Here is a 26,425-nt window from a genome sequence, read left to right as displayed (position 1 = left end):
TCCGGGCGACATGCTTTAGCTATCAAGGAACGAACGCAGCTTGCGCGAACGGCTCGGATGCTTGAGCTTGCGCAGCGCCTTCGCTTCAATCTGACGAATACGTTCGCGTGTTACCGAGAACTGCTGACCGACTTCTTCAAGTGTGTGGTCAGTGTTCATGCCGATACCGAAACGCATGCGCAGTACGCGTTCTTCACGCGGCGTAAGCGATGCCAGAACACGGGTCGTCGTATCGCGAAGGTTTGCCTGAATGGCTGCATCGATTGGAAGAAGCGCGTTCTTGTCTTCGATGAAATCGCCGAGATGTGAATCTTCTTCATCACCCACTGGCGTTTCGAGCGAGATCGGCTCTTTCGCAATCTTCAAAACCTTGCGCACTTTTTCAAGCGGCATGGCCAGCTTTTCTGCCAGTTCTTCCGGCGTAGGCTCACGACCGATTTCATGCAGCATCTGGCGTGATGTACGAACGATCTTGTTGATCGTTTCGATCATGTGCACCGGAATACGGATGGTACGGGCCTGGTCAGCAATCGAACGTGTGATTGCCTGACGAATCCACCATGTCGCATAGGTCGAGAACTTGTAACCACGGCGATATTCAAACTTATCAACCGCCTTCATCAGGCCGATATTGCCTTCCTGAATAAGATCGAGGAACTGAAGGCCACGATTGGTGTACTTCTTGGCAATCGAGATGACGAGACGAAGGTTGGCTTCTACCATTTCCTTCTTGGCGATGGTTGCTTCGCGTTCGCCCTTCTGAACCTGATTGACGATACGGCGGAATTCGCCGATAGAAATCGCAGTTTCAGTGGCCAGCATCTGAATTTCCGAACGCAGACGATCAATCGCACGTTCTTCCTTGGCTGCAAATTCCTTCCAGCCACGCGCCGACAGAGTGCTGACGCGGTCGACCCATTTCGGATCCAGTTCGTGGCCCTGATATTCCTTCAGGAACTCTTCGCGACGGACGCCGAAGGATTCAGCAAGACGCAACAGCTTGCCTTCGTTCTGGACGAGACGCTTGTTGATGTCATAAAGCTGCTCAACCAGCTGCTCAATACGGTTCTGGTTCAGCGACAGCGACTTCACAGCCTTGATCAGCTGATCTTTCAGTTCCTTGTAGCGGCGCTCCTGGCTCGAAGACAGATCGGCAGTTGCAGCCAGACGGCTTTCAACCTGCTGATCCTGCAACTTACGCAGCTTGCGGTACGTGTCAGCGATAAGATCAAGCGTTTCCATAACCTGCGGGCGCAGCTCGGCTTCCATAGCCGCCAACGACAGGTTGGCTTCGTCCTCGTCTTCCTCTTCTTCTTCCGCAGGCATATCGCCGCCGACATTGGTAATGTCGTCGTCGTCACGCGAACGGCGCACAGACTTGTCGTCGCGTGGCTTTTCTTCTTCCACACGTTCAACAATTGGTGCCTGCTTGGCTTCTGGGCCAGCATAAGTGGTTTCGAGATCAATGATTTCACGCAGCAGAATGTTGGATTCATTCAGCTGTTCACGCCAGATAATAATGGCCTGAAAGGTCAGCGGGCTTTCACAAAGCCCGGCAATCATCGTTTCGCGACCGGCTTCGATACGCTTTGCGATGGCGATTTCGCCCTCGCGCGACAGAAGCTCGACGGAACCCATTTCACGCAAATACATGCGCACAGGATCATCCGTACGATCAGTCGGTTCTTTCTTAGTCGTGGTAGCGGCAACAGCAGTGCCGGTCGTCTCGACCAGATCGCCGCCTTCTTCCGTATCATCATCGTTGCTGTCGTCGCGATCAGCTTCCTGCTCGTCGTCTTCAACCACGTTGATACCCATGTCCGATAGCATGGACATGGTGTCTTCGATCTGCTCAGATGTCACTTCTTCGGAAGGCAGCACGGCATTCAGCTCGTCCATAGTGACGTAGCCGCGCTTCTTCGCAAGCTTGATCATCTTCTTGACAGCATCGTCAGAAAGGTCGAGAAGCGGCCCGTCGGTCGCACCTTCGCGCTCGACTTCGGCTTCTTCGTTTTCCTTAGCCTTCGTTGCCATATTGCTCGTCTCCAGGCGACACCGGTCGCGTCTAAGATATATAGAGTGGTCAAACGGTTTTGCGAGAGCGCCGTTTAACTGTTGATTCTGCGAATAGCTGATTTCGTGTTAATGCCGAATTAACCGTGCCGTCATTAACCGATCCTGCCGTCTCCAAATTCTTGTGGGTAGATCCGGGATCAATGGTCGCCTTTAAGGCCCGCCCGGTCTTTGACTGTTGCCCATCAAGGCTAATTTCAGGAGTCCACTTAAGGAACGTTTATCAATATCAGTTCTTTAATCCTTGCTCGAACTGTCGTGATTCCGTCATTTCTGGCCCACGTCAAGAGCGACTCACCTGATTCGGGTCTAAAAAGCGAATCATTTATTGTCGCGGCGCGTTCTCACGCCTTTAAGCCGCTAAAGATTCACGAAACCCACCATTTCCGGCAGTTTCGAGTCCTTAAGCGATTCAAAGTGATTCGGGCACCATGAGTGCCTCACTTGAGTGCGGTTACGAACCGCCGGATGCGCGTCCTGAGGAAAGTCCAAAACCGTCGATAAGGGCTTCGGTAGCTTCTGCCTGAGCAATCTGTTTTTGAATATCAATAAGCCGTGCGAATATTTCGCCCGTTTCATCGCTATCAAGCGATGCTTCAACAGCGCGCAGTTCCCTATGTAGGGTGCGCGCGCGCTGATGCAAGTGAAGCGCCTGCTTTAATGCTTCGCGGACGTCATCTTCCGCTGCTTGCGACGTGGCCGTCCATTCCCGCGTGCGTCGGACAACAGCTTCCAGCGTTTCGATCAGTTCGCCATGTCCGGCTGCGACAAGCGCCTTGCGCATCGCGAAACCATCGTCGACATGATCCGATGCCAGAACGTCGAGCATCGCCAGATGCAGAACCTTCAAAGCCTCATGCTCGAGATCGAGCGCCGCCATTGTTTCAAAGTCTTCTTCGATCAGGCGCGGGTGATTGAGCAACATCAACACAATTGCAGTTTCACGCAGAGGCGCATTACGGCCTTTGACCATATTGGACCGTGTCAGGCTGTCCGAAAAAGCCAGACGCCCGCCAACTGCGTTACCGTTGCGACCACCAGCCTGGGGACCACGGCCCTTGCCTTTGTCGCGATTAAACGCATTTCCGCCATTATTTTGCCGCCTCTGCCCGAAAAATGCCTGCGCTCTGTCACGCATTTCCTGGCTATAATGGCGTCGAATGTCCTCATTTGCGATGCGAGTGGTGATTTCACGCAAGCGCGCTTCCAGTTCCGCACGGCGTTCAGGCGTATCAAATACTCCCGCTGCCGTTTCGCGTGCCCAGATCATGTCAACCAGCGGCCTGGCATCACGCAAAACAGAATAAAAAGCTGATGGGCCTTCAGCCTTAACCAGATCGTCCGGGTCTTGTCCTTCGGGAAGCATCGCAAAGCGCAAGGATTTTCCCGGCTGCAAAGTGGGCAGTCCAAGATCGGCAGCACGATGTGCCGCACGAACACCTGCTCCGTCACCATCAAAACACAGGATTGGCTCGGGGCTGATGCGCCACAACAGTTCAAGCTGCTCTTCAGTCAGCGCCGTTCCAAGTGGAGCCACCGCCTGATGAATGCCCGCCTGCGCCAGAGCAATCACATCCATATAACCTTCAACCGCGATAATCGGCTTGGCTGGCTCCCCGCCCTGCGGCTGGCAGGCTTTACGTGCACGAAGGCCATTATAAAGCACGCGACCTTTATGGAAGAGCTCAGTTTCCGGGGAATTCAGATATTTTGCAGGCGCATCAGCGGAAAGCGCACGCCCCCCGAAAGCGATGATACGTCCACGCAAATCCTCGATTGGAAACATGATGCGATCACGGAAGCGATCATAGGAAACAGGGATGCCCTCGCCATGAACGACAAGACCGCAAGCCTCGATCTGCTCTTTCGAAATGCCTTTGGCTGCCAGAAATTCCTTGAGCGCATTGCGCGATTCCGGACCATAGCCGATGCGGAATGTCTGTTGCGTCGCACTCGAAAGACCGCGATCGCGCAAATAAGCGCGCGCCTTCGCGCCCGACGCACTTTGTAGCTGGCTTTCAAAAAACTGTGCCGCAAGCTCCATCACATCATAGAGCGTCGCACGCTGCGCTTCGCGCTTTTCCATTTCCGGATCACGCGCCGGCATCGGCACACCGGCCATATCGGCAACACGCTCGACGGCTTCGGGAAAACTCGCACCTTCCAAATCAGTCAGGAACTTGAAATGATCACCCGTCACCCCACAACCAAAGCAGTGATAACGGCCCTTACGGTCCTCACAGTGAAAGCTTGGGGTCTTCTCACCATGAAACGGGCAACAGCCCCAGAAATCGCCTTTTGGCGGGTTGCTCTTCTTACGGTCAAACGAAACGCGCGTTCCGATCAGCGTCGAGATCGGCACGCGATCTCTGATCTCATCAAGAAAGGATGGCGGAAAACGCATTACGATTGTCACTTTCGGGTCAGATAAGCATTACCAGCAAAACTGTGAAACGACTTTGCGTAGGATAATGCGTAAAAAATAATTACAGCGGCTTCAACGATTCAGTCGCAACTGGAACCGCTGTAACCATGGTATCCAGTGGAATATATATAGGCGTGCGCAGACACACAGTCCATCACACACAAGCGGCCCTCCCCGCTAATCACATGCTGAACGCCTCTGAATTACAATGATTGCATACAGTCGCACTGTTCATAAAACTGTCATATAGTTGTCACATTACAATTGCGACGCTTGATTTCAGAGCATTTCCGGCCCATATTTCCGACGAATATGGTTAGCCGGAACATATTTTTTCTTTATTTGTTGCGTAAGCTTAACCCAATCGAGATCCAATTCTCCTCACACCCCGAAAGGATTTTTCCGTGAACGGTTCTCTGGTCCTTTTGCATCTTGCCGGTGCAGTCGCGCTCCTATTATGGGCGACGCGCATGGTGCGAACGGGCGTGGAGCGTGCCTATGGCGATCGTTTGCGACGCCGCCTGCGCAATCAGATGCAGAACCCACTGCTTTCGATAGCATTTGGCCTTATTCTGGCTATCGCCTTACAGAGCTCGACAGCTGTGACGCTACTGGTCGGCTCCTTTGTCGGCTCGGGTATCGTCAGTGGCGTTGCAGGTCTGATGGCCGTGCGCGGCGGTGAACTCGGTTCGGCGCTCGTTGTGAAAATCCTGAGCTACGATCTGACATTGCTGGTTCCACTATGCCTCGTTTCAGGCACAGCCATTTTCATGACGACAGAGCGACGTGACTGGCGACAAATCGGGCGCATTCTCGTCGGTATCGGTTTGCTCATCATGTCACTGGAAATGACAGGACAGGCGACGGAGCCACTGCGTCAGAGCGAGCTTCTGCCCGTCATCGTGGATTATCTCTCCAGCGATCCCGTGACCGCCTATCTGCTGGCAGCCTTGATGACCTGGCTGTTTCATTCAAGCATCGCGGGTGTCATCCTGCTGACTACTTTTGCATCGCGCGGACTGATCACGCCGGAACTTGCTGTGGTCATGGTGCTTGGCGTCAATCTTGGTTCGTCAATCATCGCGCCGATCCTGACCCGCAACGCTCCACCCGAAACCCGAGTCGTACCGCTCGGCAATCTTTTGATGCGCGGCGCTGGCTCGCTACTCATGCTGATCCTGTTTGAGACGTTTAAGCCGTCGATTGGCTTCCTTGGTGGCGACCCTGTTTCACAAGTGGTCAACGCCCACATTCTGTTCAACGTTATCGTCATGGTCGCAGGCATTCCATTGTCTGGACTGGTGCTCCGTGCGACTGAAGCGTTGGTTCATCTCAATTCAGACAAGAACGCACCCGCCCAGCCGCTTGAAGTCGAAGAGTACAGTGCTCTTGATAATGCCGTTCTTGATCGTCCTTCACAGGCGCTCGCCAATGCAACGCGCGAAGTTGTTGGCGTTTGCGATACAATTGAAGTCATGTTGCGCCGGATTATCGATCTCTACGAAAAGCCGGATCAGGCGCGCATCAACGAACTGGCAAGCCTCGACGACCGGGTCGACAAGAAACATGCTGCCATCAAGCTTTATCTCACCAAGCTCGCAAGCAAAGACCTCGACGAGTTTGAAGCTTTGCGGATGCAGGAACTGATGGGCGCATGTGTGAAGCTCGAACAGGTTGGCGATATCATCGTGCGAAACATGCTCGCGCATGTGCAGAAGAAGATGGATCACAATCTCGAATTCACCGAAGAGGGCTGGAAGGAACTGAGCCATTTCCACGCCATGGTGCTTGCCAACGCCCACATGGCGTTCAATGTCATCGTCTCGCGTGATGGGCGGACTGCCCGCCTGCTCGTGCAGGAGAAAGACAATCTGCGCGATCTGGAAAAGCAGACGAGCATGCGTCACTTCTCGCGGCTGCGCGAGGGTTCAACCCGAAGCATCGAGACAAGCACCATCCATCTCGATACCATTCGCGATTTGAAGCAGATCAATTCGCTGCTCGCATCAATGGCCTATCCAGTCCTTGAAGAACAAGGATTGCTCGGCTCGACACGATTGAAAACAGCGAAGCAGAATTAGAGCGCCGTGCGCCTTCTTGGGCGCACAAAGGTCGCTCTAACACTCTATATTTACAGCATAATTTTATCTTAAACTGATTCAAGTTTAAGGAATTATGCTGTAAAAAAGCCCCGCCGAAGCGGGGCTTTTTCATTGAAAACTTAGACGCTTCTACTGAAGAAGCGTTTTCACCAGCGCGCTGGCCTTGGTGAAATCCATCTGACCAGCATAGCGCTCTTTAAGAGCTGCCATCACCTTGCCCATGTCTCGCAAACCTTGTGCACCGATCTCGGTGATTGTGTCCGCGCAGGCTTTTTTGATTTCATCATCGCTCATCTGCACAGGCAAAAAGTCATTGATGATAACAATTTCTGCACGCTCGCCTTCGGCAAGCTCAATACGGTTGCCTTCTTCATAAATGCGCGCAGATTCTTCGCGCTGCTTGACCATCTTGCCCAATATGCCGAGCAGCTCCTCATCGCCGACCGGGTCCTTGCCAGCGCCACGATTGGCAATATCACGGTCCTTCACCGCAGCCATGATCAGACGCAATGTCGATAGGCGCAGCTTATCCTGAGCCTTCATAGCCTGCGTGAGTGCCTGAGAAATCTCCTGGCGAAGCATACGTCTCTCCTGACGGTGTTAGCGCATATCGCCAAAAAGCAAAAAACTCGCTTTTCCAATGACGTCATGCGTAATAATGAAAAATCAGAGCCCTTGTATCCAGAACCGGGCCCATAAAGCAATCACACGCCTAATCCGACCTGTCAGAACAACCATCATAGAAAGAATGAGGCATTACTCTCACAATTTCCTGAAAAGCTTGCGTTCAAACGATTGACCACGCGCTCAAGTTTCTCTATTGCTCGAGGCTTAGCAGGACATCGGCATGTGCTCGCGGCGGGAAGTTTAATCCCCGCTGCTTTTTGGCGCATATATGGCCCCATAAACTCCATTTTTCAAGCTGTCTGACATCGGGCGGCTGAAATACGGATACATGCCGCATGACTGATAACGTAGAACGCGCGCCAGACGGCAAGCGCGAAACCTGACAGGAGTGCACGCCATGACCGAAGCCACATCGAAGACAGCACCCTGGACGACTGCAAAGCGAACCGCCGTTCTTGTGCTTGCTGATGGCACAGTGATTGAAGGCAAGGGTCTTGGCGCAACTGGCGCAATTGAAGCCGAAGTGGTCTTCAACACCGCACTCACCGGCTATCAGGAAATTCTGACTGATCCATCCTATGCAGGACAGATCGTTACTTTCACTTTTCCGCATATCGGCAATGTAGGCACCAATGCGGAAGACGTGGAAGACCTCACACCTGCCAACCGTCACGGTGCTGTGGGCGCAATTTTCAAAGCCGACATCACCAACCCATCCAATTTCCGCGCTTCGGAAAATCTCGATGCATGGCTGAAGAACCGCGGCGTCATCGCGCTGGCTGACATCGACACGCGCGCCCTCACCTCGCTTATCCGTGAGCGTGGCGCGCAGAATGCGGTCATCGCCCATGATCCGGACGGCAAGTTCGACATCGATGCGCTCAAGGCCCGCGCTGCAAACTGGAGCGGCCTTGAAAATCTCGACCTGGCAAAAGATGTCACCATTGGCCAAAGCCTTACTTGGGACCAGACACCGTGGGCGCTGGAAGACGGCTATGGCGAACAGTCAGCCACGCAATATCATGTTGTCGCGCTCGACTTCGGTGTGAAGCGCAACATTCTGCGTCTGCTGTCAGGCCTTGGTGCCAAGGTCACTGTATTGCCAGCCACAGCCACGGCAGAGGATGTTCTCGCCTATAATCCAGACGGCATCTTCCTTTCCAATGGCCCCGGCGATCCGGCAGCAACCGGCGAATATGCCGTGCCAACGATCCAGAAGCTCGTAGACAGCGAATTGCCAGTTTTCGGCATCTGCCTCGGTCATCAGATGCTGGCATTGGCGCTCGGTGCCAAGACTGAAAAGATGCATCAGGGCCATCATGGCGCAAACCATCCGGTCAAGGACTACACCACCGGTAAGGTAGAAATCGTATCGATGAACCATGGCTTTGCGGTCGATTCCGACAGCCTGCCTGAGCATGTCGAGGAAACACATGTTTCGCTGTTTGACGGCACCAATTGCGGTCTACGCGTTATCGGCAAGCCGATCTTCTCGGTACAGCATCACCCGGAAGCTTCTCCTGGCCCACAGGACAGCCATTACCTCTTCCGCCGGTTCATCAATCTGATCCGCGAAAAGAAGGGCGAAGCTCTTCTGCCAGAACGCGACCAGGCAGCGTGAACCGCAATCTGAATAAAGCGAATTAGAGCGCCGTGCGCCCTTTTGGGCGCACAAAGGTCGCTCTAACACGCTATATTTACAGCAAAAGTGCGAAGCGGTTTTAAGTGGGATATTGCGCAAAAACAAATAGATGGAGCAGCTCCAAAGATTCATTCTTAACTGGAGCCGCTCTAACTCTTTGTCTATAAATGAAAAGGCCGGAGCTGATGCTCCGGCTTTTTTTTATCGCTAAAGCGCTCAGATACCAGTGGCCCTAAACGATGCAGCCGGACGCACTCTTGCCACAACAATGACAAATGCGAGGAAGATCAGCCCAGCCCCAACGGCATAAGGCATTCCGGCAAAGACGAACGGTGCATTCGTTCCCGTAAAAATGCTGAACAGCTGCGTGAAGATGAGCGGACCTATAATAGTTGTTATGCTCGAAACACTTGTCAGCGCCCCCTGCAATTCACCTTGAGCAGAAGGCGGCACCTTGCCTGCAGCAATACTGCGCAATGGCGGGTCGGCCAGACCTTCCAGTGCAGTCAGAAAGATGACCGCATACACCATCCATCCCTGCCACGCGATTGCGTAACCAATCATGCCAAAGCATGAAAACAGCACGCCGGTAATTGCTGTGCGCCGTTCGCCAAGGACTGGCAGGACCCTTGGAAGCACGAGCGCCATGACAATTGCCGCGCCAATGCCAAAAAGGCCAAGCGACAAACCGATCTGCGCTTCACTCCAGTTGTAGCGATAGGCGCCCACGAATGCCCAGACCGATGGATAAACCGCATGGGCAAGCCAGAACAGAAAGAACACCAATATTACCCAGCCGATGCCTGGATAGGTCTGCATCTGTTTAAGCGCACCTAGCGGATTGGCGCGGGCGATCTGGAACGTGCGTCTGTTTTCCTGTGACAATGTTTCAGGCAACAGGAAATAGGCCAGAATGAAATTGACGAACGACAGAAATGCCGCCCCGTAAAACGGTATACGTGGGCCAAATTCGCCAAGTAATCCGCCCAAAACCGGCCCAAGTGCAAAACCTACCCCGAAGGCAATGCCGATAAGACCAAAATTGCGTGCACGATTACTGTCATCGCTGACATCGGCAATATAGGCGGACGCGGTAGCAAAACTGGCACCACTGATACCTGCCAGCACACGACCGATGAACAGCATCCAATAAGTGGTTGCGAGTGCACAAATCAGATTATCAATCGCAAAGGTGAAGATCGAAGCCAGCAACACCGGGCGCCGACCAAAGCGATCACTGAGATTACCGATCATCGGTGCAAACAGAAATTGCATTGCCGCATAGACCAGCAACAACCAGCCGCCATCAACGGCGGCCGCACTGATATCCGCTCCAGTGAGTTCTTCAAGATAAGTCGGTAGAACCGGCATAATGATTGCAATGCCGATAATATCGAGAAAAAGAGTCATAAAGACGAGTAACAAGCCCCGCCGCACAAACTGGGGATTATGCATGGAACACCTGAAATGCACATGCGGACAAGCCGCAACAAAGCATAATAATTTGATTGTTGGAAAGAATCGCGCGCAATCGCCGCTCAAAACTGAGCGTCACGAATGGCTGACAAAAAGGGCCGCGCTGCCGTTAAATTTTACAGGGAAAATTATTCCACAGCAAGCCCGATGCTCGGTAAAATTATTGCGGGCCGTCGCCTATCGCCCATATAAAAAGGCGGCCTAAGCCGCCTCTCAGTCCTATCATAAGAACCAGTTAGATATCACCGCCGAATGTATCGCAGGATTCAATCTTTCCGCTTTCAAAACCACGCCGGAACCATTTGGCACGCTGTGCCGATGTGCCGTGGTTGAAGCTTTCAGGTACAACATAGCCCTGACTTCTCTTTTGCAGCGTATCGTCGCCAATCTGGTGGGCGGCATTGATTGCTTCTTCGAGGTCGCCTGCTTCCAGAATACCCTTCTGATCCGTGTAATAGCCCCATACACCTGCAAAGCAGTCTGCCTGCAACTCAACACGCACCGACATCTGGTTAGCCTGTGCTGGGCTCATCTGCTGACGCATCTGATTGAAGCGCGGAAGAATACCGAGCAAGTTCTGAACGTGATGCCCCACTTCATGCGAAATCACATAGGCATTGGCAAAGTCGCCGGATGCACCAAACTTATTGGCCAGTTCATTGAAGAAAGTCAGATCAAGATAAAGCTTGCGGTCACCGGGGCAATAAAACGGACCAGATGCCGAAGAGGCCATACCGCAGGCTGAACGCACGCCATCGGAGAACAGGACCATTGTTGGTGGCGTATAAGTCTGCCCGCGCGACTGGAAAATGCCGCTCCAGACATCTTCTGTTTCGGCCAAAACAGTGCGTGCAAACTGTGTCGCCTCATCATTGGCAACCGTGCCACCTTCAGCCGCAGTACGGCCACTGCTCTGCTGGGTCTGAGTGGAGTTGATACTGCCATCACCGAATAGAAGCGGTAGTGGATCAATGCCAAACGCACGCAACACAAAGAACATCACGACGAGAATGAGAATCCCGGAAATACCGCCGCCGCGAACGATGCGAAAACCCGGCCCACCCATTCCGCCGCCACCGCGACCAAAACCACCACCGAGGCCACCGCTTTGCTGGCCCCGTACATCTTCCACATTGTCGCTTTGTCTACGGCCTTGCCAACGCATTGACCAACTCCCCTTCACCGTGCTGTCTCAGACAAAGACAGCAGCAATCTATTGCATGCAATTGTCGCACAAACAGTTGGCACAGCAACATAAAAAGTAAATGGCAACTCCAATCACAAACAAAGACATGGCCGCAACATAAGAAGCGACTAAAGCATGTCGCGCTCAAATGGATTCACTTACCGTTCGCGAACATGCGACAATTGAAAGAATCCAGAGCGAGCGCAGTGGTTGGGATTAAGCGCAACACGCCCTAGAGGTTGCAAATCGGAGCCTTGATCGAGAATTTTCGTGAATGCTCGCATTTTCTTTGAAATAAGGGCAATTGTGGGGTTCCGCTTTGCACCATCATTGCCTATAAGGCCCACTTAGCCCACAGAATATACTTCTGCCAACCCGCCGGAAAACCGTGCGGGCTTTTCTGGCAGGCTAAAAGCATGTCTCTCAAAAGTGGGAACCGGTTTTGAGGCCAAGATATGCGCTAACACTAATAAGCAGGATATGCCCATGCCGAAACGTACAGATATCAAATCGATCCTGATTATCGGCGCGGGCCCCATTGTTATCGGCCAGGCATGCGAGTTCGATTATTCGGGCACGCAGGCTTGTAAGGCGCTCAAAGAGGAAGGCTATCGCATCATCCTCGTCAACTCCAATCCGGCAACGATCATGACCGATCCGGATCTGGCAGATGCGACTTATATTGAACCGATCACTCCGGAAGTTGTTGCCAAGATCATTGCCAAGGAACGCCCTGACGCGCTCCTGCCGACGATGGGCGGACAGACCGCACTCAACACCGCGCTTTCGCTGCGCCGCATGGGTGTGCTTGAACGCTATAATGTCGAGATGATTGGCGCGCATGCCGAAGCTATCGACAAGGCAGAAGATCGTGCGCTCTTCCGCGAAGCCATGGAAAAGATTGGCCTCGACACACCGACCTCGATGCTCGCCAACGCGACCGAGATCAAGGAAGAAGATCGCAAGCGCCACGAAACCAAGCGCAACGAAGTCAAAGCGCAATATTCCGGTGATGATCTCGACAAGGCACTCGACAAGCTGGAAACCGAATGGCAGCTCGGCGAAGTTGAGCGCAAGCAGCGTTACATGAGCCATGCGCTCGCCAAAGCCGCACAGGCCATGGACGTTGTTGGCCTGCCAGCCATCATTCGCCCGAGCTTCACGCTCGGCGGCACAGGCGGTGGCATCGCCTATAACCGCCAGGAATTCTTCGAAATCATCGAACGCGGCCTCGACGCGTCGCCAACCACCGAAGTTCTGATCGAAGAATCGGTTCTCGGCTGGAAGGAATATGAAATGGAAGTCGTCCGCGACAAGGCGGACAACTGCATTATCATCTGCTCGATCGAAAACCTCGATCCAATGGGCGTGCATACGGGCGACAGTATCACGGTCGCCCCTGCGCTGACGCTGACCGACAAAGAATACCAGATCATGCGTAACGCCTCGATTGCGGTGCTGCGCGAGATCGGCGTTGAAACTGGCGGATCCAACGTTCAGTTCGCGATTAACCCGGCCAATGGCCGTATGATCGTCATTGAAATGAACCCGCGCGTATCGCGCTCCTCGGCGCTTGCATCGAAAGCCACCGGCTTCCCGATTGCAAAGGTCGCAGCCAAGCTTGCAGTCGGCTACACACTCGACGAACTCGACAATGACATCACCGGCGGCGCAACACCCGCATCGTTCGAACCGTCGATCGACTATGTCGTCACCAAGATCCCACGCTTTGCGTTTGAAAAATTCCCTGGTTCCTCGCCGATCCTGACCACTGCCATGAAATCGGTCGGTGAAGTCATGGCCATTGGCCGTACTTTCCAGGAAAGCTTGCAGAAAGCGCTGCGCGGTCTGGAAACAGGCCTGACGGGTCTTGATGAAATCGCCATTCCAAACATTGAGGAAGGCGACGAGAAGAACGCGATCCGCGCCGCAATCGGCACGCCAACGCCAGACCGTCTGCGCATGGTCGCACAGGCAATGCGCCTCGGCCTCAGCACCGAGCAGGTGCATGATGTCTCCAAAATCGATCCATGGTTCCTTGAACAGATCGAAGGCATCGTCAACACAGAAGCCCGTATCCGCGAACATGGTCTGCCGCAGGATGCCGAAAACCTGCGCATGCTTAAAGCCATGGGCTTCTCCGATGCGCGTCTTGCAGGACTGATCGGCAAGGATGCAGAAGATGTCGCAAAGCTGCGTAATCAGCTCGACGTGCATCCGGTCTATAAGCGCATTGATACCTGCGCAGCCGAATTCGCATCGCCAACCGCATACATGTACTCGACCTATGAAACGCCTTTCGTCGGTCAGCCGCGTTCGGAAGCCGAAGTATCGGATCGCAAGAAGGTCGTCATTCTCGGCGGCGGTCCAAACCGTATCGGTCAGGGCATTGAGTTCGACTATTGTTGCTGCCATGCGGCTTTCGCGCTCAACGATGCTGACTATGAAGCCATCATGATCAACTGCAACCCGGAAACGGTTTCAACAGATTATGACACGTCCGATCGCCTCTATTTCGAGCCATTGACGGCAGAAGACGTACTTGAAATCCTGCGCGTTGAGCAGGAGAAAGGTACGCTACATGGCGTCATCGTTCAATTCGGTGGCCAGACACCGCTCAAGCTTGCCAATGCGCTGGAAAAGGCTGGCATTCCGATCCTCGGAACGTCACCTGACGCTATCGATCTTGCTGAAGACCGTGACCGCTTCCAAAAGCTGCTGATCAAGCTCGGCCTTAACCAGCCAAAGAACGGCATTGCCTATTCGGTTGAGCAGGCGCGCCTGATCGTTGCTGATCTGGGCTTCCCGCTGGTTGTCCGCCCGTCTTATGTTCTTGGTGGTCGTGCCATGCAGATCATCCATGACGAGCGTGGCTTGCAGACATATCTGCTCGACACGGTTCCTGAGCTGGTGCCTGAAGACATCAAGGCGAAATATCCAAACGACAAGACCGGCCAGATCAACACGCTGCTGGGCAAAAACCCGCTTCTGTTCGATACCTATCTGACACAGGCCATCGAAGTGGATGTCGACTGCCTCTGCGATGGCAAGGACAGCTATGTTTCCGGCATCATGGAACACATCGAAGAAGCAGGCATTCACTCCGGTGACAGCGCCTGTTCGCTGCCAGTTCATACGCTTTCACCTGAGATCGTGACAGAGCTTGAACGCCAAACGGCATTGCTTGCCAAGGCATTGAATGTCGGTGGCCTGATGAACGTTCAGTTTGCTATCAAGGATGGTGAAATCTTCATCCTCGAAGTCAACCCTCGCGCATCGCGTACCGTGCCTTTCGTTGCCAAGACCGTTGGAACGCCAATTGCCAAGGTTGCGGCCCGTATCATGGCAGGCGAAAGCCTCGAAGACGCGCTCAATGCCTATGGCGGCAAGCCGCAGCCGACCGCACGTCCGCATATCGCGGTCAAGGAAGCCGTGTTCCCATTCGCCCGCTTCCCCGGCGTTGATACACTGCTCGGACCAGAAATGCGTTCAACTGGCGAAGTCATGGGCCTTGATTACGACTACGCGCTTGCCTTCGCCAAGGCGCAGCTCGGTGCAGGCGTTGAACTGCCACGCGAAGGCACGGTTTTCGTGTCGGTTCGTGACGAAGACAAGGAACGCGTGCTTGGTGCCGTGCGCAAACTGGTCAGCATCGGCTTCAAGGTCATGGCGACCGGCGGAACACAACAGTTCCTCGAAGCAAATGGCGTAGAATCGACCAAGATCAACAAGGTCATCGAAGGTCGCCCGCATGTGGAAGATGCGATCCGCAACCGCCAGATCCATCTGGTCTTCAACACGACCGACAGCGCAAGTGCAGTCTCCGACTCCAAGTCGATCCGCCGCGCAACGCTGATGCAGAAACTGCCTTACTACACGACAATGGCCGGTGCTGAAGCGGCCGCTGAAGCCATTGCGGCGCTTAAGGCAGGATCGCTGGAAGTTCGTCCGCTTCAGGATTACTTCCGCAATTAAAGCATTTGAGGTAAAAAAGCGAAGCGGTTTTGCGTTGGATAATACGTAAAAACAAATAGTTACACGGGAATGAAAAAGGCCGCAGATGAAAATCTGCGGCCTTTTTGCTTTGTTGATTTCTTATGCCGTTGCTTCCGATTGGTGGGGCAGACGAAGGGGGTCGGCCTGCAAGTCCATTTCCAGATGCAGTTGCCGCGCGAACAAGCCGTTATGGCCTAACCCTTTGCCAATATGGATGACAGCAGCTTCCTTTAAAGGACCAGTCAGAATCGCATAAGCGCGCTTTCGCGCCTCTTCATCCATCCCATCGAGCGTACCATCAATCACAATCCAGCTTGGATTTTGCAGCACAAGCCGGGCGAGAGCGAGGCTTTGTTGCTCATCATCAGTCAGTGTGCGATCCCAACGCAGGACACGGTCGATCTGCGGTGTAAGCCTCTCCAATCCGGCGAGTTTCAGCACGTCCGCCACCTGATTCTTCGAGAAATCAGCGGCACTCAACGGATACACCACCGCATCATGCAGGTTGCCGGGCGGAATGTAGGGAGCATGCGGAATAAACACCACGCGATCTCCAGCAGGCAATCCAATCCGCCCGCTCCCCCAAGGCCACAAGCCCCCAAGCGCGCGGAAAAACCGACTGCGTTCGGTTTCAGTTGCGCCTGTCACAAACAGCCGCTCCCCGGGACCGATGCTGACATTCGTCTCAACTAGATTGAGACATCCATCAGGGACCGCAATAGACAGAGCTTCGATCGTAAGCCGCTCATCCTCGTTGGTTTCCAGAACTATCTGCCGGTCGATGTGGCCAATTTCATCCATACGTAATATGGCTTGTCGAAAGCTCGCCACGCGCAGCAATGTTGCCCGCCAATCGGCAATCGCGCCAAAGTTATCGACAAACCAGCGCAGCGAATTATGCACCTGCGTGAAAGCGCCGACAGCCATCATCAAACCGCCGAAGGTCAGTCCACCCGAAAAATAGACAGGTGCTGCAACAAGGATCGGAGCAACAATGGTGAACCAGCCATAGCCTGCCGTGACCCATGTCAGATTGGTTGTGGCAATAACAATTCGCTTGATGGCAACCAGCACCGCGTCAAGATCCAGGTCCAACCTGCGGCGCTCGTCAGCCTCGCCTCGTGCCAATGTAACAGCATCGATATGCTCATTCACCCGCATCAACGAGAAGCGAAAATCGGCCTCGCGTGCATAGCGGTTGGCATTGTGATTAACGAGACTGCGGCCAACAAACCAGGACAACAGCGACGCAGAACCCGCATAAAAAACCGCCGCCCAAACCATATAGCCCGGTATGGAAAAACTATAACCCCAAAGATGGAATACAAAGCCGCTCGACAGAGACCACAGGACGCCAACAAAGCTGACGAGAATGACGGTGGATTGCAGCAGATTGATGCCAAGATCGCTCGTAGTCTCGGCAAGATGACGCGCATCTTCCTGCAATCGTTGGTCCGGGTTGACGCCAATTTCGCCAGCTTTCGCAAGACGGAATGCCCGCCCCGGCTGCAACCACTCACCCACCAGATCGCGCGCCAGTCCTTCTCGTAGCTTTAGCTTGAACATTTGGTTCAGCCAGGTCTGGGACACGTTTAGAAGAAGGACCGATCCGGCGATTGCAAAAAAGATCAGAAGCTGATGAAAGAAGGCGCTCAGATTGCGATCTGACAGAGCATTGTAGAACGGGACATTCCAACGATTGATGGCGACCTGCCCCACAGCAATCAACACAATCAGAACGAAGATACCAGTGCCCAGCGCGATCAACTGGTTGCGAACCGGCGATACCCAGAACGCACTCATCATCATGCGCGCTTGAGAGAAAAGATCACTGCCGTCTTGCATGCCGCGATCAGCTTGCTGATGCGCACTATCGAGCCCTTGCGGCTTTTTCTGCTTTGATTTCGGCACCAAGTCTTTCCTCATCAAAATCGTTTAGGGCAGAAGTGAAACGTTGCGGGCAAACCCAGCTCTAAAAACAAGACTTCATCGAGTTGTTCTTAATCAATTCTGATCACGCCCTATAGCAATATTTTGGAACTTTTGCGTGACCCCGGACCCTGTCACGATAGTACAAAGTACAAATCGCGCGAAGGCTTCCGATGACCACATCCACTAAAGCAAATTGATAAAGTTCTGATTTATGCCACATGGAACGGAAAGCTGCTCGTTTTCCGCGAACCGAAAAATCCAGACACACCGCTGCAGGTTCCAGGCGGAACTGTCGATGAGGGCGAAGAAATCCAAAGCGCAGCCTATCGTGAGTTTCACGAAGAAACTGGTATTTTCAAAACGTCCGGCATGCGTCATCTGGAAACTTTGACCTACAACTATATCGAACCTTTTCACATTGAAACACACCGTCGTCACTGCTTCCATCTACCTCTGTCGGGCAAATTTCCCGAGGAATGGCACCACTATGAAATGTTTCCTTGCGACGGAAACAAACCAATTCTTTTCAAATTGTTCTGGCTACCCTTGCTGGAAGCAAGTGCTCGCATTGGCCTGGGAATGGGGAAAAGCATTACAAAAATAGGCCTTTAGAGATAGCGCCGCCTATCTTGTGTTGGTCAAATTTGTCGCATATAGTCTTGTCATCGATTTTTCGGTCAAGTGACTTTGCGACCCGCCCGGCCTGCCGTGCTTCCTGACGATCTCCTGTCCATAAATTCGATTCACAGGGACGTGTGCGAAGCATACGGACTAACTACTACTAATGTTACAAAGGAATTTCCCATGGCTACGGGAACAGTTAAGTGGTTTAACACGACCAAGGGCTTCGGCTTCATTCAGCCTGATCAGGGCGGCACGGACGTATTCGTCCACATTTCCGCTGTTCAGCGCGCTGGTCTGGCCACGCTCGATGAAGGCCAGAAGGTTACGTACGAAATCGTACAGGACCGTCGTTCGGGCCGTTCGTCTGCCGACAACCTCGTCGCAGCATAATTTTTGCCGAATAGGCAAATGAAAGGCGGGGTATTGCCCCGCCTTTTTGTTTGTCCGCATTCTTATTCATTGTCGTTCAGATTTTTGCCAGCGCGCTTGCACCCAGAATGAGAGCTGCGATCAGTGCCGCACCGGTGCGGACATGGTTCCATAGCGTCCAGTCCCGAACGTAAGCGAGCCAGACGTCAGCTGACGTGGCAGCATTTGCATCAATCGCAGCAAGCTGATTGTTTAGCGGCACATTCAGGACCATTGTCACCCCGATGGTGCCAATGAGATAAACGGCAGCACCGATCATTACCCATTTCGACAGGCTACCAAAGCCCATCAGACCCAGCGCAATAATCGCCAGACACAATACTGCCGTTCCAAAAAACGCAGCGAAGAACGTGCCGTTGATGACTGTGATGTTGATCGATTGCATTGCCGATATGCCCGCATTGGCTGGGATACGCGCCAATGCCGCCATTACAAAGCTTGAAAATGCATAGAAAATGCCGCCCGTTATGGCGCTACCCCATGCTGTCAGCAGAACAAGCAGTTGAAAACTCATTGTTATGACTGTCCCTCCCATGTGCCTTCACCGGCAGCCTTGCGGGCAAAATCTGCAAACCGCCGCGGCGTGCGTCCGAGAGCTTCTTCCACGCCATGCGCCACACTCGCATTGCGACCATCGAAAAGCTCGGTGAAAAGATATCGCAAAAGCGTTATGACATCTTCAGGCAGCATCTGTTCGCGCAGGACCACTTCATAGTCAGCAAACGAAACGGGATGAAACGACAACTCTCTACCTGTCGCTTGGGCGATCTCGTTTACAGCATCACTGAAACTGAACAGTTCCGAACCGGTCAGTTCATAGAGCCGATTGCGATGCCCCGTTTCCGTAAGGGCGGCAACCGCGACATCAGCGATATCGTCGGCATCGATGAATGGTTCTTTCGTGTGACCAACCGGCAGCGTCAGCGAGCCTGAAAGTAACTCATCTCGCATGTAGTTCTCACTGAAGTTCTGCATGAACCAGCTTGCGCGAAGCACGGTCCAGTCCAATCCGGAAGTTTGAAGAGCCTGCTCTGCAGCCTCGGCCTCCTCCTCTCCTCGCCCGGAAAGAAGTACGACATGGTTCACGCCTGCCTTCTTCGCCGTCGACAGGAACGCTCGGATGACATCCACGGCACCCGGCAAGGCCAGATCCGGCTGATAGGTGACATAGGCATTCGTGATACCTTCAAGCGCCGCGGCCCAGGTAGATTGATTGTTCCAGTCAAAAACTATCTCGGTACTGCGCGATACGGCGCGAACCGAAAGCCCCATCCCTTGCAGCCTTTCTGAAACCCTCCTGCCGGTTTTTCCGGTAGCCCCAATCACCAGAAAACGATCATTCAGATCCGTATTCATCTTCATCTCCCAAAATGTGAGCAACTCTCATATTTGCAATATGTGAGTAATCCTCATATTCTGTCAAGACGAAAATGTGAGTCGGTCATGAAGCAGAATTCAGGCACGGAAACAGAAGTTATGGGCGCGGCCATCCTGCGCCGCACTCCTAGTCAAAGCCGCGCACAGGAAAAAATCCGGCGCATAGCAGAATGCGCCACTGCGCTGATCGCTGCCAAAGGCAGCGACAGTCTCAAGATGAGCGAGATTGCACAGCAGGCAGGCATTTCGATCGGTGCGCTCTATCAGTATTTTCCTGATAAAAGCGCGCTGATCCGCTATCTGTTTGAAAGCTGTAACGCGCAGTCCCGTCAGTGCATCGAAGACGGCCTTGCAGCGGCGAGTTCGGTCGACGAACTGATCGTGGCATTCAATGCATTGATTGACGAATATCTGGCGTTGATGCGGCTGGAACCCGCAATGCGCGACATATGGTCGGCCACGCAGACCGATAAAATATTGTCAAAGCTGGAGATCGCCGAGAGTCGACAGAACGGCAAGTTGCTCGCAGATACGATCCGTAGGATTGTTCCCGCTAGAGAGTCGGCACAGTTGGAAGAAACTGCTTTCCTGCTGATGCATTTTGGCGAAACCACCATGCGCATCGCCGTCGAGGTCTCGGAAAACGAATGCGATGCGTTGATAGCGGCCTTTAAAATCATGGCCACGCGAAGCTTGCTAGACCTCATGGCGGATTAGAGCATTTCCAGCAAAAGTGTGAAGCGGTTTTGCTTTGGATAATACGTAAAACAAATAGCTAAAGCATGTCGCAGTTAAATGGATTCATTTAACGTTCGCGAACATGCGGAAATTACAAGAATCTAGAGCGAGCACCATGGGTGCGATTAAACGCGACACGCTCTAGAGCGGCTCCAAAGGTTCAATCTTAACTGGAACCGCTCTAAAACCCTTATGGCAACCAGTCCAGCGATACATGCCCCTCATCCGCAGCAACGCGGGCAAGCCATGCATTTACAGCCGGATATCGCGCCATGTTGAAACCACCTCGATGCGCCTCATGCGTATAGGCATAAAGCGCGATGTCGGCGACAGTCAGGCTGTCGCCAACGAGAAATGGTGTCTTGTTCAACTGCTCTTCCATAACACCAAGAGCTTTTTCGCCACCAACAAGTGTTGATGCGAGACGTTCAGGCGTCGCGTCATGCGCCCGCTCTGGATAGACCATCAAGGCGCGGCGCACAGCGACATAAGGTTCATGGCTATATTGTTCGAAGAACAGCCATTGATAAACCAGCGCACGCTCATAAGCGTCTTTCGGCAGATAGGGCGTTCCCTCTGCTAGATGGAGAAGAATGGCATTTGATTCGGCAAGGAAGCGACCGTCTTCCAGCTCGAGCAGCGGAACTTTGCCATTGGGGTTTTTCGCCAGATATTCGGGCATTCGCGTCGAACCGTCGAGGGAAGACACAGTGACATGCTTGAACGGCCTGCCGAGTTTCGCAAGCAAAAGCCGTGGCTTATAGCAATTTCCGGAATCTGGCTGTGAATAGATTGTGAGCATCTGCTTCTCCTGTGCTGGTATAACATCTTTGCATCCGTGCAGCCTGTCCAATCAGTTTCATTGAAACAATATGTTCGCGGCATTGATGGATCAGAACTTTTCAGCAACACATTCTCGCGAGAAACCCGAATTTATTGCGAAACTGCAAAGCTTTTGTTGCGATTCGTGCGCCAATGCGACATAGAAAGTCCGCAAAACCGGACCGTGCCCGGTGCCGGTTATCTGATCCTGCCATCTATGGAGATCTATCATGGCATTTCTCGCCGACGCCCTTTCTCGTGTAAAGCCATCTGCGACCATCGCGGTCAGCCAGAAAGCACGCGAACTGAAAGCCAAGGGCAAGGACGTGATTGGTCTCGGAGCGGGCGAACCCGATTTCGATACTCCAGACAATATCAAGCAAGCTGCTATCGACGCGATCAATCGCGGCGAAACCAAGTACACCCCTGTTGCTGGTATCCCTGAGTTGCGTCAGGCTATCGTCGCCAAGTTCAAGCGCGAAAATGGCCTCGACTATAAGCCTGAGCAGGTCATCGTCGGCACTGGTGGCAAGCAGATCCTGTTCAACGCTTTCATGGCTACACTGAACCCTGGCGATGAAGTTATCGTCCCTGCTCCATACTGGGTAAGCTACCCGGAAATGGTTGCCATCAACGGTGGCACGCCTGTGTTCGTCAACACGCGTCAGGAAGACAATTTCAAACTGACAGCAGCTGATCTTGAAAAGGCGATCACGCCAAAGACCAAGTGGCTGATCTTCAACTCGCCGTCAAACCCAACAGGCTCCGCTTATACGGAAGCAGAACTGAAGTCCCTGACCGATGTTCTCGTGCGTCATCCGCAGGTCTGGATTCTGACCGACGATATGTATGAGCATCTGGTGTATGGCGATTTCGTCTTCACGACACCTGCGCAGGTCGAGCCTTCGCTTTATGATCGCACGCTCACCATGAACGGTGTATCGAAGGCCTATGCAATGACCGGCTGGCGTATCGGCTATGCAGCAGGTCCATTGCAGCTCATCAAGGCCATGGACATGGTTCAGGGTCAGCAGACCTCTGGTGCCTGCTCCATCGCTCAGTGGGCTGCTGTTGAAGCGCTGAACGGCACACAGGACTTCATTCCGAAGAACAAGGAAATCTTCCAGGCTCGTCGTGATCTGGTTGTCTCCATGCTCAACCAGGCCAAGGGCATCAACTGCCCGACACCTGAAGGTGCATTCTACGTCTATCCGTCATGCGCGGGCCTTATCGGCAAGAAGACTGAAGCCGGCAAGGTTATTGAGACTGACGAAGATTTCGTGAGCGAACTGCTGGAAGCAGAAGGCGTTGCCGTGGTTCACGGCTCGGCTTTCGGTCTCGGACCAAACTTCCGCATTTCCTATGCGACCTCGGATGAACTGCTTGAAGAAGCCTGCTCACGCATTCAGCGCTTCTGCGCAAGCTTGCGCTAAACACTTGAGACATTGAATGACGAAGGGGCCGAAAGGCCCCTTTTTCGTATCTGCATTTCCGAGAAAGTAAAGTGCTGGGCGAAAAGCCAAAAAAAAAGCCAGACAAATGTCTGGCTTTGAGTTTTGAAGGTGCCATTGAGGCAAACCTCCAGAGGGGAACACTCAGCCTGCGTAAAATGGGAGGAGGAAACGCAGCGCTGAGATGATCTTTATATGCACTTTGCTTATTGTTTTGGCAATGCAACTTTACGGCAATGCAGCTATGCGTTTTACGCATAGCTCGAAAACAATAAAAACATAAATAAATTCATACAGTTATACATTAACCACTGAAACCATATTCTATATCAGCACTATAATGACAGCCCAAACCGCAGGCAGATGCAAGCCTAGCTTGCCTCTAAAAACAGCAAATCACTTCCACTGGCAACATTCACAGGGGCTGTCACGAAACTATCACCACACTGCATCGAACCTGTCACAGAAGAGGCATAGAAGCCCTCGCAAGGCCGCAGCTATCCCCGATGAATGCCCAAAACGGCACGTGCTGCGCGCACCCCTTATTCAAAAAGGAGCGCCATCTTGCGGATCGTTCAGATTACAGACACTCACCTCAGCCCTACCAAGTCACACTTCAACAGCAACTGGTCCCCGCTGGTTGCTTGGGTCGAACAGCAGAAGCCAGACCTCATCATCCATACCGGCGACTTGACCGTCGATGGAGCCGATGTTGAAGCTGACCTGCTTTTCTGCCGCGACCGTATTGCAGAGCTTCCCGCTCCGGTTCTGAGCCTGCCCGGCAATCACGACATCGGCCACCTTCCCGGCAGCCACCAGCCCGTCAACCTTGAGCGCCTTGAGCGCTGGCGCACTCATTTCGGCCCAGATTATTGGGCGAAGGATTTCGGCGGCTGGCGCATTATTGGTCTCAACAGCCTGATTATCGGTGCAAATTCGGCTGAGGAAGAAGAACAGTTTCAATGGCTGGAAGCTGAACTGTACCACAGCGACGGCAGGCCGGTTGCAGTCTTTGCACACAAACCTGTTTTCGTCGATGCGCCGAACGAAGGCGACACAGGCTACTGGGGCATTCGCGCGGCACCCCGCCAGCGTCTTTATGATCTTTTCTCAGCTCATAATGTGAAGCTTCATGCCAGCGGCCATCTGCACCGCGCCTGGGCAGGCACGACCGACGGCATCAGCTATATCTGGGCACCCGCTGCCGCATTCACAGTTGGTTCGATTGAACGCGATCTGCCCGGCGAACGCATTCTCGGTGCGGTCATCCATGACCTCGACGAGACCGCAAAAAGTGAAATCGTCCACATCGCAGAACTGAAACCTTACGTGATCGACGATGTCATGCACGAGGTCTATCCCCACCACACCGGCGATGGCAAAGCCACAAAGGTTGCTGAGGAGGCCAGCCAGTGAGCACGCTCACCCTCCGCGACATCAGCAAATCCTATGGCAGCAACCGTATTCTTGACGGTATTTCTCTGGAAGCGGCGGAAGGTGAATTCATTGCTCTCGTTGGTCCTTCCGGCTGCGGCAAAAGCACATTGCTGCGCATTCTGGCCGGGCTGGACCACGCAGACGAGGGCAGCATAGCCATTGCCGGGCGTGACATTACCGCAGCACATCCCGCCGATCGCAATATGGCGATGGTCTTCCAGTCATACGCCCTTTATCCGCACCTGACAGCCGCACAGAACATTGCCGTGCCGCTTGCCATGCGCGATCTGACAACGATGGAGCGCATGCCGCTCATTGGTCCACTTATTCCCAGCCAGAGGAAAAAGCGGGCTTTTATTCAGAAACAGGTCAGGGCGACTGCGACCAGCCTGAAAATTGACCATCTGCTTGATCGAAAGCCGGGTCAGATGTCGGGAGGTCAGCGGCAGCGTGTGGCTCTTGCCCGCGCCCTCGTTCGCCAGCCGGGTGCGTTCCTGATGGACGAACCGCTATCCAATCTTGATGCCAATCTGCGTGTTCATACCCGCGCCGAGATTGTCGAGTTGCATCGTCGTGCAGGTGTGCCAACTATCTACGTTACACATGATCAGGCGGAAGCGCTCAGCATGGCCGACCGCGTTGCGGTCATGATGGGTGGCAAGCTCCTTCAGATCGACACTCCAACTGCGATCTATAACGATCCAAAACACATCGAAGTCGCGCAATTCATTGGCACGCCCCGGATCAATATCCTTGATGCCGTGATCAGCGATAACGGCATCGTTCATTTTGCTGGTCACGCCATTCTGCAAGGCGTCGCAGCCCATTTCGGCACGCAAGTCCGCATCGGCATCAGACCTGAACATTTCCGTATCGTTCCGCATGACAAGACCGGCATCAGTGCGACCGTCTCACGGATCGAGTTTCTCGGCTCGGAAGTGCTCATTTATATGAAAGCGCCCGGCACATCAGTGGAACTGACGGCAAAGCTCGACCCCGCCAACGCAAAGCACATCATAACCGGCATGCCGGTGGGCCTGCATTTTGACGCCACCAGCATCTATTTGTTTGGCGATGATGGCCTGCGTTTGCGTCAACCCGCCGATAGCAACGTGACGCTTGCAGCCCGCGAAAAGGCACCAGCCCATGTCTGACGCCGCCCTTTCCCATGCGGGCGCAAGCCGTGCACGTACGGCCGCAGAAAATGCCCGCCGTCGCGAAGAACGTCTTGCGTGGAAACTCGCTTCCCCTGCGATTTTTCTGACTGTACTCCTGATCTTGCTGCCAACCGCTGCCGTGATCTTCTGGAGTTTCACCAATTTCGAGCTTGGCTATGATGGTTTCGAGTTTATCGGGCTTGATAATTATGCCGAACTCTTCAGCGACCGCACCTTCCTGATCTCGCTCAAAAACACTGCCGTCTACACCGCTATTGTGGCTCCTGCCTCAGTCTTTCTCGGCCTTGGCGTAGCGCTCCTTATCGAAAGCGAAGTGCGCGGCAAGTCGTTCTTCCGCACGGTTTACTTCCTGCCAGTAGCCTCACTCCTCGTCGCCATGGCAACCGTGTGGCAATATTTGCTGCACCCAACCCTCGGCCCCGTCAACGCCATGCTCGGCCTGATCGGCATCACTGGCCCCAATTGGCTTGGTTCCAGCGACACGGTTCTGACCAGTCTTGCGATGATCGGCGTGTGGCAAAGCGTTGGCTTTAACATGGTGCTGTTTCTGGCAGGCCTCACCGCAATCCCGCGCGAGCTCTACTCTGCTGCCGAAGTGGATGGCGTGAAAAGCAGCTGGGAGCGGTTTCGTCTGGTCACATGGCCTTTGCTCGGACCAACTACGCTTTTTGTGACAACGATCAGCATTATCAATGCCGTGAAGGTCTTTGAAACGGTCAAGACTCTCACAGAAGGCGGCCCGAACAAAGCCTCCGAAGTGCTGCTCTGGACTATCTATCAGGAAGGCTTCGTCTTTCTGCGCGTCGGTTATGCCTCTGCAATGACCGTGATTTTCCTCGCCGTTCTTATTGTCCTGATGATGCTTCAGTTCCGCGTTCTGGACCGTCGGACCCACTATTGAGGAACCCCG

Annotated in this window: 20 protein-coding genes and 1 pseudogene; 12 read left to right on the top strand and 9 right to left on the bottom strand. The window is 53.5% G+C overall.

What is annotated here, in order from left to right:
- Nucleotides 1-15 precede the first annotated feature (15 nt).
- Together rpoD and dnaG are read right to left on the bottom strand one after the other, a co-directional pair.
- Entirely contained in the window at nt 16-2,034 is a 2,019-nt protein-coding gene (rpoD, locus tag QBD00_RS01545; RefSeq protein ID WP_151094950.1) for an RNA polymerase sigma factor RpoD, read from the bottom strand.
- A gap of 493 nt (nt 2,035-2,527) precedes the next feature.
- A complete protein-coding gene (gene dnaG, locus QBD00_RS01540; RefSeq protein ID WP_318578500.1) occupies nt 2,528-4,477 on the bottom strand; it encodes a DNA primase in 1,950 nt (649 codons plus the stop codon).
- A gap of 425 nt (nt 4,478-4,902) precedes the next feature.
- Here dnaG and QBD00_RS01535 point away from each other — a divergent pair, with 425 nt between their 5' ends.
- Nucleotides 4,903-6,579 (top strand): Na/Pi cotransporter family protein, encoded by a 1,677-nt coding sequence (locus QBD00_RS01535; RefSeq protein WP_095447060.1) that lies wholly within the window; start codon nt 4,903-4,905, stop codon nt 6,577-6,579.
- Between the two features lie 150 nt (nt 6,580-6,729).
- Here QBD00_RS01535 and QBD00_RS01530 read toward each other — a convergent pair whose 3' ends face one another.
- Nucleotides 6,730-7,182: a GatB/YqeY domain-containing protein gene (locus QBD00_RS01530; RefSeq protein ID WP_191793714.1), complete on the bottom strand. Its 453-nt coding sequence runs from the start codon at nt 7,180-7,182 to the stop codon at nt 6,730-6,732.
- Between the two features lie 442 nt (nt 7,183-7,624).
- Between QBD00_RS01530 and carA the strand changes: the two genes are divergently transcribed.
- On the top strand, nt 7,625-8,848 hold the full coding sequence (gene carA / locus QBD00_RS01525) for a glutamine-hydrolyzing carbamoyl-phosphate synthase small subunit (protein WP_264231828.1): 1,224 nt from the start codon (nt 7,625-7,627) through the stop codon (nt 8,846-8,848).
- A gap of 237 nt (nt 8,849-9,085) precedes the next feature.
- Here the strand turns inward: carA and QBD00_RS01520 are convergent, their stop codons facing one another.
- Nucleotides 9,086-10,324: a TCR/Tet family MFS transporter gene (locus QBD00_RS01520; protein WP_318578499.1), complete on the bottom strand. Its 1,239-nt coding sequence runs from the start codon at nt 10,322-10,324 to the stop codon at nt 9,086-9,088.
- Between QBD00_RS01520 and QBD00_RS01515 the strand changes: the two genes are divergently transcribed.
- Nucleotides 10,323-10,550, top strand: coding sequence for a hypothetical protein (locus tag QBD00_RS01515; RefSeq protein ID WP_191793712.1), 228 nt, complete (start codon nt 10,323-10,325; stop codon nt 10,548-10,550). The two genes, QBD00_RS01520 and QBD00_RS01515, sit on opposite strands and share 2 nt — an antisense overlap.
- 30 nt (nt 10,551-10,580) lie before the next feature.
- Here the strand turns inward: QBD00_RS01515 and QBD00_RS01510 are convergent, their stop codons facing one another.
- The gene (locus QBD00_RS01510) at nt 10,581-11,510 is read right to left on the bottom strand and encodes a neutral zinc metallopeptidase (protein ID WP_318578498.1); all 930 of its coding nucleotides are present in this window, start codon (nt 11,508-11,510) and stop codon (nt 10,581-10,583) included.
- Nucleotides 11,511-12,017: 507 nt separating this feature from the next.
- On the opposite strand from QBD00_RS01510, the gene carB reads away from it, so the two are divergent.
- Nucleotides 12,018-15,506, top strand: coding sequence for a carbamoyl-phosphate synthase large subunit (carB, locus tag QBD00_RS01505; RefSeq protein ID WP_095447065.1), 3,489 nt, complete (start codon nt 12,018-12,020; stop codon nt 15,504-15,506).
- Nucleotides 15,507-15,626: 120 nt separating this feature from the next.
- Here the strand turns inward: carB and QBD00_RS01500 are convergent, their stop codons facing one another.
- The gene (locus tag QBD00_RS01500; RefSeq protein ID WP_095447935.1) at nt 15,627-17,372 is read right to left on the bottom strand and encodes an ABC transporter ATP-binding protein/permease; all 1,746 of its coding nucleotides are present in this window, start codon (nt 17,370-17,372) and stop codon (nt 15,627-15,629) included.
- Between the two features lie 279 nt (nt 17,373-17,651).
- Here QBD00_RS01500 and QBD00_RS01495 point away from each other — a divergent pair, with 279 nt between their 5' ends.
- Both QBD00_RS01495 and QBD00_RS01490 read left to right on the top strand, forming a co-directional pair.
- The gene (locus QBD00_RS01495) at nt 17,652-18,071 is read left to right on the top strand and encodes an NUDIX hydrolase (protein WP_318578657.1); all 420 of its coding nucleotides are present in this window, start codon (nt 17,652-17,654) and stop codon (nt 18,069-18,071) included.
- A gap of 192 nt (nt 18,072-18,263) precedes the next feature.
- Nucleotides 18,264-18,473, top strand: coding sequence for a cold-shock protein (locus QBD00_RS01490; protein WP_007875924.1), 210 nt, complete (start codon nt 18,264-18,266; stop codon nt 18,471-18,473).
- Between the two features lie 76 nt (nt 18,474-18,549).
- On the opposite strand, the gene QBD00_RS01485 is transcribed toward QBD00_RS01490, so the two are convergent.
- Complete coding sequence (locus QBD00_RS01485) at nt 18,550-19,032, bottom strand: DUF1772 domain-containing protein (protein WP_264231824.1); 483 nt, start codon at nt 19,030-19,032, stop codon at nt 18,550-18,552.
- The gene (locus tag QBD00_RS01480; RefSeq protein WP_318578497.1) at nt 19,029-19,868 is read right to left on the bottom strand and encodes an NAD(P)H-binding protein; all 840 of its coding nucleotides are present in this window, start codon (nt 19,866-19,868) and stop codon (nt 19,029-19,031) included. Before QBD00_RS01480 ends, QBD00_RS01485 begins: the two co-directional genes overlap by 4 nt.
- 87 nt (nt 19,869-19,955) lie before the next feature.
- On the opposite strand from QBD00_RS01480, the gene QBD00_RS01475 reads away from it, so the two are divergent.
- A complete protein-coding gene (locus tag QBD00_RS01475; protein ID WP_318578496.1) occupies nt 19,956-20,606 on the top strand; it encodes a TetR/AcrR family transcriptional regulator in 651 nt (216 codons plus the stop codon).
- Between the two features lie 211 nt (nt 20,607-20,817).
- Here QBD00_RS01475 and QBD00_RS01470 read toward each other — a convergent pair whose 3' ends face one another.
- Nucleotides 20,818-21,429, bottom strand: coding sequence for a glutathione S-transferase family protein (locus tag QBD00_RS01470; protein ID WP_264231822.1), 612 nt, complete (start codon nt 21,427-21,429; stop codon nt 20,818-20,820).
- Between the two features lie 250 nt (nt 21,430-21,679).
- On the opposite strand from QBD00_RS01470, the gene QBD00_RS01465 reads away from it, so the two are divergent.
- The 5 genes and pseudogenes from QBD00_RS01465 to QBD00_RS01445 all read left to right on the top strand — a co-directional run bounded on the left by QBD00_RS01465 (nt 21,680) and on the right by QBD00_RS01445 (nt 26,416).
- Complete coding sequence (locus QBD00_RS01465; RefSeq protein WP_094577703.1) at nt 21,680-22,882, top strand: pyridoxal phosphate-dependent aminotransferase; 1,203 nt, start codon at nt 21,680-21,682, stop codon at nt 22,880-22,882.
- 16 nt (nt 22,883-22,898) lie between these two features.
- Nucleotides 22,899-23,088, top strand: a pseudogene (locus QBD00_RS01460) (hypothetical protein).
- Nucleotides 23,089-23,464: 376 nt separating this feature from the next.
- Nucleotides 23,465-24,316: a metallophosphoesterase gene (locus QBD00_RS01455; RefSeq protein WP_318578495.1), complete on the top strand. Its 852-nt coding sequence runs from the start codon at nt 23,465-23,467 to the stop codon at nt 24,314-24,316.
- Nucleotides 24,313-25,491 carry an ABC transporter ATP-binding protein gene (locus QBD00_RS01450; protein WP_095447071.1) on the top strand — a complete coding sequence of 393 codons (1,179 nt, stop codon included), beginning with the start codon at nt 24,313-24,315 and terminating at the stop codon, nt 25,489-25,491. Before QBD00_RS01455 ends, QBD00_RS01450 begins: the two co-directional genes overlap by 4 nt.
- Entirely contained in the window at nt 25,484-26,416 is a 933-nt protein-coding gene (locus tag QBD00_RS01445) for a sugar ABC transporter permease (protein ID WP_318578494.1), read from the top strand. The genes QBD00_RS01450 and QBD00_RS01445 overlap by 8 nt, the downstream gene beginning before the upstream one ends.
- Nucleotides 26,417-26,425: the final 9 nt, after the last annotated feature.

Origin of the sequence: Ochrobactrum sp. AN78 (assembly GCF_029909885.1) — a bacterium.
GTDB lineage: Bacteria > Pseudomonadota > Alphaproteobacteria > Rhizobiales > Rhizobiaceae > Brucella > Brucella quorumnocens.
This window is presented reverse-complemented; position numbering and strand designations above follow the sequence as displayed.

Excerpts from the sequence above, each read along its gene's own strand:
- rpoD (WP_151094950.1), bottom strand. The coding sequence starts at position 2,034 with ATGGCAACGAAGGCTAAGGAAAACGAAGAAGCCGAAGTCGAGCGCGAA.
- dnaG (WP_318578500.1), bottom strand. The coding sequence starts at position 4,477 with ATGCGTTTTCCGCCATCCTTTCTTGATGAGATCAGAGATCGCGTGCCG.
- QBD00_RS01530 (WP_191793714.1), bottom strand. The coding sequence starts at position 7,182 with ATGCTTCGCCAGGAGATTTCTCAGGCACTCACGCAGGCTATGAAGGCT.
- carA (WP_264231828.1), top strand. The coding sequence starts at position 7,625 with ATGACCGAAGCCACATCGAAGACAGCACCCTGGACGACTGCAAAGCGA.
- QBD00_RS01515 (WP_191793712.1), top strand. The coding sequence starts at position 10,323 with ATGGAACACCTGAAATGCACATGCGGACAAGCCGCAACAAAGCATAAT.
- QBD00_RS01520 (WP_318578499.1), bottom strand. The coding sequence starts at position 10,324 with ATGCATAATCCCCAGTTTGTGCGGCGGGGCTTGTTACTCGTCTTTATG.
- QBD00_RS01510 (WP_318578498.1), bottom strand. The coding sequence starts at position 11,510 with ATGCGTTGGCAAGGCCGTAGACAAAGCGACAATGTGGAAGATGTACGG.
- carB (WP_095447065.1), top strand. The coding sequence starts at position 12,018 with ATGCCGAAACGTACAGATATCAAATCGATCCTGATTATCGGCGCGGGC.
- QBD00_RS01500 (WP_095447935.1), bottom strand. The coding sequence starts at position 17,372 with ATGCAAGACGGCAGTGATCTTTTCTCTCAAGCGCGCATGATGATGAGT.
- QBD00_RS01490 (WP_007875924.1), top strand. The coding sequence starts at position 18,264 with ATGGCTACGGGAACAGTTAAGTGGTTTAACACGACCAAGGGCTTCGGC.
- QBD00_RS01480 (WP_318578497.1), bottom strand. The coding sequence starts at position 19,868 with ATGAATACGGATCTGAATGATCGTTTTCTGGTGATTGGGGCTACCGGA.
- QBD00_RS01475 (WP_318578496.1), top strand. The coding sequence starts at position 19,956 with ATGAAGCAGAATTCAGGCACGGAAACAGAAGTTATGGGCGCGGCCATC.
- QBD00_RS01470 (WP_264231822.1), bottom strand. The coding sequence starts at position 21,429 with ATGCTCACAATCTATTCACAGCCAGATTCCGGAAATTGCTATAAGCCA.
- QBD00_RS01465 (WP_094577703.1), top strand. The coding sequence starts at position 21,680 with ATGGCATTTCTCGCCGACGCCCTTTCTCGTGTAAAGCCATCTGCGACC.
- QBD00_RS01445 (WP_318578494.1), top strand. The coding sequence starts at position 25,484 with ATGTCTGACGCCGCCCTTTCCCATGCGGGCGCAAGCCGTGCACGTACG.